The following is a 14,906-nucleotide window of genomic DNA, read 5'->3' as shown; positions in this document are numbered from 1 at the left end:
ACACTTGATAAACGGATACTCCTATGAAATAATTTTAAAATGTGTAAATTATAACATGATTCGACACCGAGATGAAACGGAGGAAAAGACCAGTGTTATTTAGTTCGACAACTTTTTTATTTCTCTTTTTACCAGTTGTCCTGATTTTGTATTTTATATCACCAAGATTTTTAAAAAATAGTATTTTATTGGGCGCAAGTCTATTTTTTTATGCATGGGGAGAACCGGTATTTGTCCTTATCATGCTTTTTTCCATATTAATTAACTATATCTTTGCTCTTATAATTGATTCAAATAGGAATAAGAGGAAATTAACAAAATGGATACTCACACTTACAATAATAGCAAATTTACTATTGTTGGGGATATTTAAGTATGCTAATTTTGTTATTGATAATATAAACTCTATCTTTAATCTATCTATAGATATACCGATGATTGCCTTACCCTTAGGTATCTCCTTTTTTACCTTCCAAGGATTAAGTTATGTTATTGATGTGTATAGAAAAGATGGGAAAGTTCAAAAAAACCCTTTGAACATCGCACTATATATATCTTTGTTCCCACAATTAATTGCTGGTCCTATTGTTCGTTATCAAACAGTTGCCGAACAAATAACTAGGAGAAAAGAAACTTTAAAAAAGTTTGCTGAAGGTAGTAAACGGTTTATTATGGGATTGGCTAAAAAAATGTTATTGGCCAATAATTGTGGTTGGGTTGCAGATCAGGTGTTTTCACAACCAACGCATGAATTGTCTATGGGACTTGCTTGGATTGGAATTATTGCTTATGCATTACAAATATACTTTGACTTTTCGGGTTATTCCGATATGGCAATAGGGTTGGGGAAAATGTTTGGTTTTGAGTTTCTCGAGAATTTTAATTACCCTTATATTTCTCGCTCAGTTACAGAATTTTGGAGAAGATGGCATATCTCATTATCTACTTGGTTCCGTGACTATCTTTATATCCCATTAGGAGGTAATAGAGGAACTACATTTCAATTATATCGGAATATTTTCATTGTATGGTTAGCCACAGGAATATGGCATGGCGCTTCATGGACATTTATAGCCTGGGGAGTTTATTACGGTATATTAATAATGCTTGAAAAAGCATTTTTATTAAAATTGTTAGAGAAAATCCCACTAATTTTACAACATATCTATACTATTTTAGCCTTTCTAATTGGTTGGGTATTTTTTCGGTCGGAAACGTTCAGTTATGCTTTTAATTATTTAGGCACAATGTTTGGATTAAACGGAAATCAAATCTGGGATTCTAATGCAAGTTTTTACTTTACGCAATACGGAGTAATAATTTTGCTTGCTGTAATTATATCTATCCCAGTTTTTCCATATGTACAAAATAAAATAAATAAGTTTTTAGTTGGAAAGGGTACGGTTATTAATGTAAGTGCTGATATTGTAATATCCTTTGGTTATTACATTCTCTTCTTAATTACGATAATTAGTTTAGTGTCAACTACATTTAATCCGTTCATATATTTCAGGTTTTAAGGTAATGGAGGATACTTATTTATGAATAGCATTAAGTTACAGACCCTTTTGATTAGTATATTTTTTCTAGTAACTATAATAGGATTCTTTATATACTATTTTATTAGTCCGGATAAGGACCAATCTGTTTTAGAAAATAGGCAATTAGTAAAACGTCCGGATTTTACGTTAGAATCGTTTGCAACTGGAGAATATTCGAAGCGTTTTGAAACATATTATAATGACCAATTCCCGATACGAGAATCATTTGTAGAGTCTAATGCACTTATTGAAAGGAATGTTTTTAGACAGGATGTATACGATGATGTTTATATTGCAGATGATGGTTATTTATTGTCAAAAGTAGAAAGAGGGACATTGGAAAGTGCAAAGGGAGTAGCAAAGAGTATAAATAACTTTGCGGAGGATATGGGAAAATTAAATGTTACAGTTTATACTGCTATAATGCCTAATAAGTCAACTATGATGCAAGATAAATTCCCAACATATTTTCAAAGCTATGGCCAAGAAAACATGGATTTATTATTCAAGGAGTTGAGTAAAGTAGCCAACCCTATTGATTCACGTGATTACCTTGAAAAACATATGGATGAAGACCATATGTTTTATTATACTGATCATCATTGGCAAGCTAAAGCGGCATTTTATGCTTATCAAAATGTAATGTCTTATATCTTTGATAAAGAAGATATGAATGAACAAGTATATACCTACCAGGATTATAATTGGGAATTAAAAGGGAAGCCGTTTATAGGGTCTGACGCAAGAAAAACAACAAGTGTAAATGCCGAAATATCAGATCAAATTATGGTTGCAACGTTAAAAGAACAAACAGAACCTTTTGTAATGAAATGGGGAACTAAAATGCGAAAGGGTTTGTATGAGTATTCCTTTTTGGATATGGAGGATCCTTATACAAATCGTTATCAAGCTTATTTAGGTGGAGACTATGCGAATCTATCTATTCATAATGATGAGAATGAAAATAGAGATAATATTCTTGTTATTAAGGATTCATATGCCAATGCGTTTGTACAATTTTTAGCCCCCCATTATAGAGAAACACATGTAATAGATCTCCGGCATTATAAAGGTAAGGCAATCAGGGAATATGTGAAGGAACATGACATTAAACACATACTATTATTAAACAATGTGAATTCTATTTATGTAACACCTGCATTAACTAGTTTTAACAATCCTGGTCAAGGAGAAAACCAATAATAGATTGAACTTGGATGGAAATAGATATAGTCGGGGTGATATTAATGGAGGAAATGAACGAATTTAAAAGGGATTTTTACTTTTCTATAGTTATGGCAGTTTACAATGTGGAAGAATATTTAGAAGAAGCTATTGAAAGTTTATTAAAACAAACTTTAAACTTCGAGAAATATGTTCAATTAATATTAGTTAATGACGGTAGTTTAGATAATAGTAAAGACATCTGTATCAAATTCAAGAAAAAATATCCTGCTAATGTTGTATTTATTGATAAGGAAAATGGTGGAGTAAGTAGTGCAAGAAATGCGGGTTTAGATAAAGCAGTAGGAAAATATATTAATTTTTTAGATCCCGATGATAAATTATCACCTAAAACATTAGAGAATGTATATAAATTTTTTGAGGAAAAGGGAAATGGGATTGATGTAGTATCTATACCTATTTTTTGGTTTGATCAAGCAAAGGGTAAACATTTACTGAATTATAAATATACATCTAATCGAATTATAAATATTCTTAAAGAATATAAATCCATTCAAATGTCATCTTCCAGTTCATTTGTTAGAAAAAGTGCGATTGGTAACATACGTTTTAATGAATCTTTAAAATATGGTGAAGATGCTGAATGGCTAAATAAAATTATATTAACTAAATGCGAGTATGGCGTAGTAAAGAATGCAAGGTATTTATACCGTAAAAGGAGTACTCAAACTTCTGCAACTCAACGATCTTTAAATGATAAAGATTATTATCTCCACAGTTTAAATAACTTTTCTTTTAGTTTAATAAATGTGTCTCTTGAAAAGTTAAGCTTTGTACCTGAGTACATACAGTATATGCTAATGTATGACTTACAATGGCGTTTAAATAATAATCAAATTGGTACTCTCATGAACGCTGAAGAGACAAATCAATTTTTGTTGAAATTAAGAGAGCTATTGGGCTTTATAAATGATGAGGTAATTTTAGCTCAAACTCATTTAAACCTACAGCGAAAAAATTATTTATTAAGAATTAAATACAATCAAAGTTACAATGAGTTTTACCATCAGTTTATTTCACCAAATAATGCAGCTCTATTACATGATAATAAAGTAATGAACATTTTAGGTGACAATCGCTTGGCTATTGAACTAATAAACATTGAAGGTTATGAGTTGTTGGTAGAAGGACATTTTACTTCTCTATTTGAAAATGAAGAAATAAAGTTAGTAGCCTTATTCGGTAATCGTTTATACGAAGCAGAATCTGTAGATCGCTTTTATAAAGATGTAAATGTATTCGGTGAAACAATTAATAAAGCGAAGGGTTTTAAGTTTAAAATTCCTTTAAGTATAGTTGAAGAAAATGGTGAAAGTATTCAATTTCTAGCTCAAATTAAGGAAACAAAGGTTCCGTTAAATGTGATTTTTGCGAGTAAGTCGTTTATATCAGCTAAAGGGTATTCTTATTATAAAAAAAATGGTTATATAATTTCATATAACAACAAAATCAATAAGATTATAATTGAAAAAAGTAATTTAAGGCTTTTACTTAGAAAGGAACTTGCTTTACAAAAGCAATTATTTAAAATAAATAAAATAGGTTCAAGGAAGGCTATGCTAGTTCGATTAATATTTTTAATACGGGAATACTTTAGCAAACAGCCTATCTGGTTATTTATGGATCGTGTTAATAAGGCAGATGATAATGCCGAGGTTTTATTTGAATACTCTATAAAACAAAATGATGATATAAAGAAGTACTTTGTAATAAATAAGGATTGCGAAGATTATGTGAGGTTAAAGCAAATAGGTAAGGTTATTCCATACGGATCTAGGAAGCATAAAATGTATATGCTTTTAGCTGACAAAGTGATTTCATCTCACGCAGATGAATTTATAGTTAATCCATTTGGAAAAATGAAAAAGTATTATAAGGATTTGTTGAATTTCGATTATATATTCTTGCAACATGGGATTACAAAAGATGATATTTCAGATTGGTTAAATAAATATAAAAAAAATATACGATTATTTATTACAGCTGCTAATAAAGAATATGAGTCAATTGTTAATGGACACTATGATTATGATAAAAAAGAGGTTGTTCTGTCTGGTTTCCCACGGTTTGATAAATTAAAGGACGAAGATAAGAAAAGGATCTTAATTATGCCTACTTGGCGAAGTAATTTAGTAGCGAAAATTAATCCTATAACAGGAGAACGTCAATATAATCCTTTGTTTAAAGAGTCTACTTATTTTAAAGCTTTTAACGACTTATTAAAAAATAAAGAATTAATAAATGCTGCAAAGGAAAATGATTATAAAATTGTATTTTTCCCCCATCCAAATATTATGCAGCAATTAAGCGATTATCAAATTGACTCATCAATTGAAGTAGCCGATATAAACAGCAGTTATCGTAATCATTTTAATCAGTCGAGTATTCTAATTACAGATTATTCATCGGTTGCTTTTGACTTTGCTTATATGAAAAAACCGGTAATATACTATCAATTTGAATCAAATCATTTAGAGCAGGGGTATTTTGATTATGAAAAAATGGGATTTGGTACTGTATTAAAGGAAAGTAAGGATGTTGCGGATCGTATCATTGAATATATGAACAATGAATGTGAAATGGAAAATAAGTACAAAGAAAGAGTTAATCAATTCTATTCATATACAGATAGTAATAATTCCAAGAGAGTGTATGATGCAATAAAAGAAATAAATAAAAATTAATTAAAGTCTTATTAAATAATTAAGAAACATACTATTGTTATGTTTTAGTTTTATTTTAGGTATATCAAAATAGACTCAGTGCGGTCTAATTTGATATACCTTTTCTTTTTTCCGACATACTTTGCTGAAATTAATGGCGAATTACTAGATTGGTATAGCATCTTTGTCGACATATTGGTAAGATAGGAATAGTTTTCCATAGATACCAATTAATCAATTGTTTTTTACCAACGTGTCAGATTTAAGATTAATAGTATCTACATAGAAAAATACACAAGAATAGTATGAGCAGATAAAAAGGAGGTAACATGAAGCGGTTTAAAAAATTGAATATTGCTATTTTAGTCATTTGCTTGTTTTTTTCAATGATACCATTACAGGTTTTTGCTACTACTGATTTGGAACAATTTCCTAAAGTTGATAGTATGGTTGTTTATACTCAAGATGCTAATGCAAAGATTGGGTTATATGAAGAAATGAGCATAGATAGTAGACTAATAGCTGAAATTAGTAATGGTACTGAAGTTTTCGTTTTGGAAAAGCATGATGGTTATACAAATGTACAATACGAAGAGCCCGAAAGTAAAGAAATATTACAAGGCTATGTTAAAAGTGAACATTTGATTCCTGTAGAGAATGAGGGAGTAGTAGACCAAACTAATTCTGCAATTGGTGAATCACAAGAAGTTGAACCAGGATCATCTCAAACTAATTCTGCAATTGGTGAATCACAAGAAGTTGAACCAGAATCGTCTCAAACTAATTCTGCAATTGGTGAATCACAAGAAGTTGAACCAGAATCATCTCAAACTAATTCTACAATTGGTGAATCACAAGAAGTTGAACCAGAATCATCTCAAACTAATTCTACAATTGGTGAATCACAAGAAGTTGAACCAGAGTCATCTCAAAATAATTCTACAATTGGTGAATCACAAGAAGTTGAACCAGAGTCATCTCAAAATAATTCTGAAATTGGTGAATCACAAGAAGTTGAACCAGAGTCATCTCAAATTAATTCTGAAATAAGTGAAACTCAAGCGGTTGAACCAGAATTATCTCAAACTAATGAACAAGAAGAAATGGAAGATGACGTAAAATCCCTTGATGATACTTCTAACACGAATCAGGTTCAATTGACAACATTTAGTTCTAATACGGAGCTAATGGAGCCAACGAAAGAGGTTACGGGTTCAACAACAGTTTTAGAAGGCATCGCCATTAAGTTTCCGACAAACATGTATGAATCTCCATCAAGAGATTCAGAGGTTTTAAGAACTTTTAATCCTGGTAAAGTATTAAAGTATTATAATCATTCATCTGAATGGTTTAGATCAACTGTTAGTATTGATGGAAAAAACAGGACAATTTATATTCATAAATCTGATGTTGAGGAAAAGGTCAAAGATCCTGAATTATTAGAAGGACTTGCGTTAAAAGATCCTACAAACCTGTATGCACTACCGACTAGGGATTCAGAAGTGTTAAGGAGCTTCAATTCTGGAAAAGTATTAAAATACTATACGTTTTCAACAAACTGGTATAAATCCTCGGTAAGTGTAAACGGTAAGATTAGGACAATTTATATTCATAAATCGGATGTTGGTATTGCTGAACCAGTTACTGATCCTGTATTAGTTCAGGGAATTGCTTTAAAAAACCCAACAAATATGTATTCATTACCGTCTAGGGATTCAAAGGTATTAAGAACCTTTAATTCAGGGAAAGAACTCAAGTTTTATACTTATATTCCTAATTGGTACAGTTCGACTGTAAAAGTAAATGGTATTGATCATACTATCTATATTCATGAATCTGATGTTGAGTTACTAGTGGACAAACCCATTAAGGAAGAAGGGATTGCTTGGATTAATCCAACCAATGTATATGCACTTCCATCTAGGAATTCAAAAGTGCTAAGGAAATTTAGTCCGGGCTCCATCCTTAAATATTATACCTATTCGGACAATTGGTATAAGTCTTCAACAACAGTGAATGGAAAAGTAAATACAATTTTTATCCATTCTGCTGATATAGAGGAAGCGAATCCTTCATCAGAAACATTACAGGGGATTGCTTTAAATTCGGAGACCAGTGTACATGTGCTCCCTTCTTCTGGTGCTCAAAAACTCAAAACATATAGTAAAGGATCTACATTAAAGTTTTATAATTACAGTAAAAATTGGTATAAGACTACGGTGAGAAACCAGGTAGGCTATATTAAAAAATCAAATATCGGATCTGTGGAAAAATCTGGACCTAGTGTGATCAAAAAAAATACACACTATGATTATAGTTTTAGTGACATGATTGATATTCAAGTGACTAAAACTCCAAAAGTTGATGGAGCTGGACAGTTTATTGCAAGTCGGTCATTAGTTGAGTACTATGCTAATCCTTTGAACTTTGAATTCGGAACAGACGAGTATTACCAATTTTTGGTACTGTCAAAACCTGCAGGCTTAAGTGCTACAGAAATAAATCAAAATATCCTCTATGATAAAGGGATATTGAAGGGAAAAGGACAGGTGTTTATTGATGCAGCGAATATTCATCAGGTTAATGAAGCATATTTGATTGCACATACTCTTCATGAAACTGGATTTGGAGAGTCTACTTTATCAAATGGTATTCCGGTAGACGAGAATGGCAATGTAACAAGAGATTCTTTAGGGAATATTAGCGTGACAGAAAAAACTTACGAAATTGTTTATAATATGTACGGATATGGTGCCGTAGATAATGATCCAATTGATGGCGGGGCTAAGTACGCATTTGATAGAGGGTGGTTTTCACCGGAATTGGCAATTATTGGTGGAGCGCAGGAAGTAGTAGCAAACTATATTAGTCAGGGCCAGGATACACTTTATAAGATGCGTTGGAATCCCGCAAATCCTGGTGAACATCAATATGCAACACATGTAATTTGGGCTACTGCTCAAACAAAAAACATTGCATCCATTTATAGAATGCTTAATTCTTTTACATTGAATTATGATGTACCAAACTTTAATGGTTCACTTGCTACTTCCACAAAACCAGCTGCAGAAGATCAGTATGCTGTACTTCCTGTAGCAGAGGGTATAACTGGAAAAACAACTGAAAATGTTAACCTTAGAACATATCCTACTGGACCAATAATTAGGACTTTGGATAACGGTACAAATATAGAAGTCGTTGGTCAAAATGGTGGGTGGTATAAAGTAAGATTATCTGGCGAACTGGGATGGTTATCCGGTGATTATGTTTCGTTAGAAAATGCACTTCAAATAACTACCTCCGCGTTAAATGTTCGAAATCAACCTAATACAACAAGTAGCTCCATTATAGGAACCATATATAATGGTGAAATAGTTAGTGGTGTGATTGATTCTAATGGTGATTTTATTAAAAGTGGTAATTGGTATAAGATTAACTACAAGAATGCTGAAGGTTGGATCAGTGGCGGCTATGTTAAAGAATTAAAATGATAGGGAAAAATTCCCTATCATTTTTTTTATCACTTTCTCAATATTTTCTTTACTTTTTGCTTTATAGTAAATTTAAGCAAATTTACACGATTTAATAAATGTACCTTACCATCTTTTGTGTCTAGTCCAAATTGGAAAGAGAAACATTGAATAGGAAGGGTTATTTTAAATCCAGCATTCGTATAATCTCTTACTACTGTATTCCATATAATTATTGTATCTGAAGGTAGGATTTTTTTTGATGTATAATAAATATCATCGTTTTTCTTGACGAACAGTCGGTCGGTTTCTTTAATGATATATTCTTTATTTTTGAAATGACCTTCTATATACCATCTATTCCCTTTTAAACTTAGTTCAGTTATTGTAATTTTATACTTTTGTATTTGAATATTCGTTTCTTTATATGGCCATCCATTCCACTTCAAATTTAATAGATACTTTTTTTGGTAAAACGGCATTTTTTGTTCAATAATAAACTTTTCATCGAACTGTTGGATCAATTTAACGAATTTTTCAAAGAATACTTTCTGCTCTTCTGTATTCAGTACTTCATATATGATATGGTTATTTTTTTTAGTTAGATATAATTTTAAATGATATACAATTAAATACTGTATAAAAGGTATAACCTTTCCATATTTTACTATGGATTCATCAATTAACTCCTGATAACAAAAACGTATCATATCCGTATAGCGTGACTTTTGATACCACGCACTATTAACTAGTGAATCTTCATCCATACGTTGTCTATAATAATACTTTGGCTCTGAAATAACCCCATATGCTTTGTTTTTTAACAGAAAGGTATTTATAAATAAGGCATCTTCCCAAAATCTTAAATCTGTACGAAAGCGAAGTTTACTATCATTAAGAAATTGTTCAGATCTAAAAAAACAGCCGCCAATATGGAAATGAATGGCTGAGTATTCTTCTAAAATGTTAATAATTCGATTCCCTTTATCAAATCGATAATTAAGTTTATGGGGCTTATTAACTTTTTCAAAGTGATAAAGAGGTATGACTGCTAATTGTACTGATTCGTTTTGGGATAAAAATGAATCAACTTCCTCAAGAGTATTGCTGGATAGGTAATCATCTGCGTCGAGAAAACCAATGATCTTTGAAGTACTTGATACAGCATTTATTCCGATATTTCTTGCATTTCCAGGGCCAGAATTATTGCAATAAAAATACTTTATATTATTAGGATATTGTTTTTTATAATTTAAGCAAATTTCTTTTGATGAATCAGTACTCCCATCATCAACCAAGATAATCTCTATTAATTCATTAAAGTTTACTGTTTGAGTAATCACACTTTCTATTGAGTCAGTTAAATATTTATCGGCATTATATACAGGGATAATTATAGAAAAGCGCATAACAAGTTTTATAAACCTCTCAATAATATTTTTTTAAACTAAATTTTAGTTTTTTGTTAACTAATTAACGTAGTTTATATGCTGCTCTTATATTATAATATACAAATGCATAATAATAAAAAGATCTTAAAATAACTTTAAGTTATGTTAGTTTTAGGGTTAATTGATTTTTGAAGTAAAGGTGGAAAAACAAATTGCTAAAAAAGGTAATGATTACAATAAAACGTTCTAGAATTGTTAAACAATCGTATAAATACCTTTTTAAAATTGTCGGTTTATTTCCTGCGAATCGTAATTTAATTGTATTCGAAAGCTTCCTCGGTAAACAATATAGTTGTAATCCAAGAGCTATTTATGAGTATTTAAAGGAACAACATCCCGAATATAGAATGTACTGGAGTGTTGATCCAAAGTTTATCTCTTCTTTTAAAGGGAAAGATGTAGAGGTATTAACAAGATTTTCAATCAAGTGGCTTTGGGTAATGGCACGAGCCAAGTACTGGGTATTTAATAGTCGAACACCACTTTGGATACCAAAACCAGCACATACTGTTTATGTGCAAACGTGGCATGGAACGCCTTTAAAGAAATTAGCGGCTGATATGGATGAAGTTCATATGCCTGGAACAACTACCGAGAAATATAAGAAAAATTTCTTAAATGAGTCAAGTCGTTGGGACTATTTAATTTCACCGAATAGATATTCTACAGAAATCTTTCGTCGGGCTTTTGATTTTAGAAAGGAAATGATTGAGTCAGGATACCCTAGAAACGATGCTCTATTTAATGAAAATAATATGGATACGATTTTAAAGATAAAGAGGAAATTAAATATTCCACATGATAAAAAGGTCATACTATATGCCCCCACCTGGAGAGATAATGAGTTTTATGAAAAGGGTAAATATAAATTTAACTTAAAATTAGATTTAGATTTAATGAGGGAAAAGCTAGGTAAAGAATACGTTGTTATTTTGAGAATGCATTATTTAATAGCAGAAAACCTTGATTTAACCAATTATCATGGGTTTGCCCTTGATGTTTCACACCATGAGGATATTAGAGAACTTTACCTCATTTCCGATTTATTAATAACTGATTATTCCTCTGTATTTTTTGATTATGCTAATCTTAAACGACCGATGATTTTCTTTGTATACGATATTGATGAATATCGTGATACCCTTAGAGGGTTTTACTTTGAATTTGAAAACAGTGCACCAGGTCCGCTCGTTAAAACAACAGAAGAATGTATCGATCAAATCGATAAAGTGATGAAACCTGGTTATTCTTTACCTAGTAACTTTGATTATTTTTATAATACATTTTGCTATTTAGAATCTGGCGAATCTAGTAAAAGAGTTGTTGAGACAGTATTTCTAAATAAATAAAAAAATTATTAGAACATCCGGTGTAAATACCGGATTTTTTGTTTCTTGAAACCTATAATATTAAAACAGAATTAATAATTTAATAAATTGGTAATAGAAATGAATTTGAAATTCAAGCGCTAAGGTTATATAATATACCTTGAGTTAATTTAAAGTTAAAGTTTTGTAAATAATTGTTTGAGAACTTTATAGATTGTAAATATATGTAAATTCATTAATAACTTACTTCTTACCTCTCAATGAAGGAGATGAAATAAAGAATGAAGAAGGTTTTAACATATGGCACCTTTGATTTACTCCATGTAGGACATATTAATTTAATAAAAAGAGCAAAAGACCTTGGTGATTATTTAGTGGTTGGTTTATCAACAGATGAATTTAATGCGGGTAAAAATAAAGAGGCTTATCATAGCTATGAAAACCGTAAATATATTCTTGAATCAATTAAATATGTCGATAAAGTTATTCCTGAAACAAATTGGGAACAAAAAATTAGTGATGTTATAGAAAACGATATTGATATTTTTGTCATGGGTGATGATTGGAAAGGGAAGTTTGATTTTCTTAAAGACTATTGTGAGGTTGTGTACTTGCCACGTACCATTGGAATTTCGACTACAAAAATTAAGTCGGACCTTCATCGTGTAAATAATGGTTAGAGAGTTTATTATTACCATTTACTTATTCGTTTTTAAGCTGGTATTTGATTTCTTTAACTTATTTCCGCTTAAAAACAAAGTTACATTTGTCGTTTCCTTTGGTGATAACAGCAAGTATGTTTACGAGGAAATCAGAAAGTTAGATAAGGATATTACCGTAGTGGTTCTCTATAAAGGAACTAGCAATCTGCACTTTAGAGACTATCCAGATATAAAATTAATTCCCTTTGAAACGCTCCATATTATAGATATTTTGCGTTCCATTTATCATTTAGCGACATCCAATCATATATTTGTAGATAACTATTTTGGTTTTTTAGCTGTTACCGATTTTAAAAAGGACGTAGAATGTATCCAATTATGGCATGCGTCTGGTGCGATTAAAAAGTTTGGACTAGAAGACCGTTCAGTTCAGTTTCGAAGTAGTCGAGCTCAGCAACGATTCTTAAAGGTTTATGAGAAATTCAATAAAGTTGTAGTTGGTTCGGATCACATGGCTAATACGTTTATAAATTCTTTTCATTTGCGTAAAGAGAATATTCTTAGAACGGGAGTTCCTCGAACGGATTTTTATTATAATAAAGAACTTCATGCAAAGATCAAGAACCAATTTGTAAATGCCTATCCTGAATTAATAAATAAGAAGAAGATACTCTATGCTCCTACGTATAGAGATCATCAACTTGACCGATTTGACCTAAAGCTGGATCTCGAGAACATGCAAAATGAGTTGGGAAAAGATTATGTGGTCTTATTGAGACTACATCCAGCTGTTAAAAACTCAGTAAATTATGCTGAAACTTATCCTGGATTTGTCTATGACTTTTCATCGGCTCAGCATGATATTAATGAGTTATTAGTGATAGCTGATTACTTGATTACGGATTACTCATCGATTCCATATGAATATTCTTTGTTAAATAAACCGATGATATTCTTTGCTTATGATTTGGAATCTTATCAAAAGGAACGCGGTTTAGGGGACAAATATGAACGTATGGTTCCAGGTCCAATTGTTAAGCAAACGACTGATCTTATTCAAATTATAAAAGAAAATCAGTTTGATTATAATCAAATCAGAATATATGCTAAAAAGTGGAATAAATATTCTACCGGACAATCCAGTCAAAGATTAGTTCAATATTTATTCCAACACGATTCTGTAGCAATGGAGGTCAAAAGACAAACCAAAACAAAAACATCCTCTGTTTCTGCTTTATAAGGAAGGAGTCAAAGGAAGTATGTATTTCCTTTGATGCTCCATACCTATTAGAAAAAACGGTTCCAAGAGGTCTTGAATCTTGGGGCTCTTTTTATTTTACAGCTCATTTTATTTCAATGATACTGTTTTTCTCTCGTTTTTATTCACTAAATCCATTAACTGATTCATTCTTGTTTCCCACGATAAGCTGTTAATCACACTTTGCTGTAAGTCTATGGATTCTTTCCCCCTCGTTAACGCTTCCCGAATTCCAAGTGCTATTTCCTCATCTGTTTTCCCGGTATAAACAAAATCTAAAAAACGATTAATACTCGGATGGTTCGTGGAAACGACTGGTTTCCCTGTTGCTAAGTATTCATATAATTTCAAAGGATCACAGGCAAGTGAATAAGGGTCCATCGTTCTTGGCAATAGAAGGACATCTGAAGCATGCAAATATTGCGGAACCTGGTTGTACGGCTTTGCTCCTAAAAAGTGGACATTTTCCATCGACTTTAATTTTCTTATTTTAGAATCATCTTCGATTGCGGGATCAATAGGGCCGATTAAAATAAACTGGGTATCTGCTAACATATTTGCAACCCTTTCGATTAAAGGAAGGTCAATCCAAGTAGTAATGGCGCCGACAAAGGTGACTCTAGGATGCGGAATTGCCTCTATATCAGCTAACTCTCCATCTTCAATAGTCTTGAACATCTTTACATCTACGCCATTTGGCAGATAGTGTATATCCTCTCGATGTAATAGTTGTTTTGTTTGGTCAACTAAATACTGAGATACAGCCGTAACTGTTGTTGCCTGCTCGCTGATTGATCGTAACATTTCCGTTAGTTTTATCTTTTTTTCTTCGGATATCGAAGGGAAGTTTAAATTATCATCAAGAATGTCCAAAATTAATTTCTCCGGGTTTAAGGCACTAACATATTCATACGACTGCTCGAGTGTCGTTGGTGTAACATACATAATCGTCTTTTGACGCCAGTCAGCCCCTAGCTCTTTTACAACCTGTTGTTCAAGAGAATGGGCAGAAAATTTCTCGCGCAAACGATGGATCCCGTAGCGAGTCGGAAGAAAGCTAAAAGGTGGATTCCATATTTCAATATTTTCTTTTCGTTTGCTTTGCCATTTCGTTGTAAATGCCCGATCCTCGGCTAAAGGATTGATATAAATAAGCCTAGAATGTTTCATCGATTTTACCATGGAACGGATTGTATCACTTAGATGGCTATAATCCCATGGAAACATTCCAAGTACGAGAAGAATTGGTTGATTATTCATTCGTTTACGACTCCTATGTAATGTTAAA

8 protein-coding genes and 1 pseudogene are annotated in these 14,906 nt (G+C 31.6%); 7 read left to right on the top strand and 2 right to left on the bottom strand.

Annotation, left to right across the window (positions count from 1 at the left end; all coding sequences use genetic code 11):
- The first annotated feature begins 92 nt into the window (after window positions 1-92).
- The 4 genes from R4Z10_RS18180 to R4Z10_RS18165 all read left to right on the top strand — a co-directional run bounded on the left by R4Z10_RS18180 (window position 93) and on the right by R4Z10_RS18165 (window position 8,940).
- On the top strand, window positions 93-1,520 hold the full coding sequence (locus R4Z10_RS18180; protein WP_338470690.1) for an MBOAT family O-acyltransferase: 1,428 nt from the start codon (window positions 93-95) through the stop codon (window positions 1,518-1,520).
- 21 nt (window positions 1,521-1,541) lie between these two features.
- Window positions 1,542-2,744, top strand: a complete 1,203-nt coding sequence (locus R4Z10_RS18175; protein WP_338470689.1) for a DHHW family protein — start codon at window positions 1,542-1,544, stop codon at window positions 2,742-2,744.
- 44 nt (window positions 2,745-2,788) lie between these two features.
- Window positions 2,789-5,470 (top strand): CDP-glycerol glycerophosphotransferase family protein, encoded by a 2,682-nt coding sequence (locus R4Z10_RS18170; protein WP_338470688.1) that lies wholly within the window; start codon window positions 2,789-2,791, stop codon window positions 5,468-5,470.
- A gap of 308 nt (window positions 5,471-5,778) precedes the next feature.
- Complete coding sequence (locus R4Z10_RS18165) at window positions 5,779-8,940, top strand: SH3 domain-containing protein (protein ID WP_338470687.1); 3,162 nt, start codon at window positions 5,779-5,781, stop codon at window positions 8,938-8,940.
- Window positions 8,941-8,969: 29 nt separating this feature from the next.
- On the opposite strand, the gene R4Z10_RS18160 is transcribed toward R4Z10_RS18165, so the two are convergent.
- Window positions 8,970-10,328, bottom strand: coding sequence for a glycosyltransferase family 2 protein (locus R4Z10_RS18160; protein WP_338470686.1), 1,359 nt, complete (start codon window positions 10,326-10,328; stop codon window positions 8,970-8,972).
- 212 nt (window positions 10,329-10,540) lie between these two features.
- On the opposite strand from R4Z10_RS18160, the pseudogene R4Z10_RS18155 reads away from it, so the two are divergent.
- The 3 genes and pseudogenes from R4Z10_RS18155 to R4Z10_RS18145 form a co-directional block, all read left to right on the top strand.
- Window positions 10,541-11,719, top strand: a pseudogene (locus R4Z10_RS18155) (CDP-glycerol glycerophosphotransferase family protein); the annotation flags it as partial.
- A 260-nt stretch (window positions 11,720-11,979) separates the two neighbouring features.
- Window positions 11,980-12,378, top strand: coding sequence for a glycerol-3-phosphate cytidylyltransferase (tagD, locus tag R4Z10_RS18150; RefSeq protein WP_338470685.1), 399 nt, complete (start codon window positions 11,980-11,982; stop codon window positions 12,376-12,378).
- The gene (locus R4Z10_RS18145) at window positions 12,371-13,600 is read left to right on the top strand and encodes a CDP-glycerol glycerophosphotransferase family protein (protein WP_338470684.1); all 1,230 of its coding nucleotides are present in this window, start codon (window positions 12,371-12,373) and stop codon (window positions 13,598-13,600) included. Before tagD ends, R4Z10_RS18145 begins: the two co-directional genes overlap by 8 nt.
- 108 nt (window positions 13,601-13,708) lie before the next feature.
- Here the strand turns inward: R4Z10_RS18145 and R4Z10_RS18140 are convergent, their stop codons facing one another.
- Window positions 13,709-14,878 (bottom strand): glycosyltransferase, encoded by a 1,170-nt coding sequence (locus tag R4Z10_RS18140; protein ID WP_338470683.1) that lies wholly within the window; start codon window positions 14,876-14,878, stop codon window positions 13,709-13,711.
- Between the last annotated feature and the right edge of the window lie 28 nt (window positions 14,879-14,906).

Origin of the sequence: Niallia sp. XMNu-256 (genome assembly GCF_036670015.1) — a bacterium.
Lineage (GTDB): Bacteria > Bacillota > Bacilli > Bacillales > Cytobacillaceae > Bacillus_BD.
Note: the sequence above shows the minus strand (reverse complement) of the source record. Positions and strands in the feature narration are given on the sequence as shown.

What these genes read in the sequence shown, in the direction of transcription:
- R4Z10_RS18175 (WP_338470689.1), top strand. Translation starts at nt 1,542, where the DNA reads ATGAATAGCATTAAGTTACAGACCCTTTTGATTAGTATATTTTTTCTA.
- R4Z10_RS18170 (WP_338470688.1), top strand. Translation starts at nt 2,789, where the DNA reads ATGGAGGAAATGAACGAATTTAAAAGGGATTTTTACTTTTCTATAGTT.
- R4Z10_RS18165 (WP_338470687.1), top strand. Translation starts at nt 5,779, where the DNA reads ATGAAGCGGTTTAAAAAATTGAATATTGCTATTTTAGTCATTTGCTTG.
- R4Z10_RS18160 (WP_338470686.1), bottom strand. Translation starts at nt 10,328, where the DNA reads ATGCGCTTTTCTATAATTATCCCTGTATATAATGCCGATAAATATTTA.
- tagD (WP_338470685.1), top strand. Translation starts at nt 11,980, where the DNA reads ATGAAGAAGGTTTTAACATATGGCACCTTTGATTTACTCCATGTAGGA.
- R4Z10_RS18145 (WP_338470684.1), top strand. Translation starts at nt 12,371, where the DNA reads ATGGTTAGAGAGTTTATTATTACCATTTACTTATTCGTTTTTAAGCTG.
- R4Z10_RS18140 (WP_338470683.1), bottom strand. Translation starts at nt 14,878, where the DNA reads ATGAATAATCAACCAATTCTTCTCGTACTTGGAATGTTTCCATGGGAT.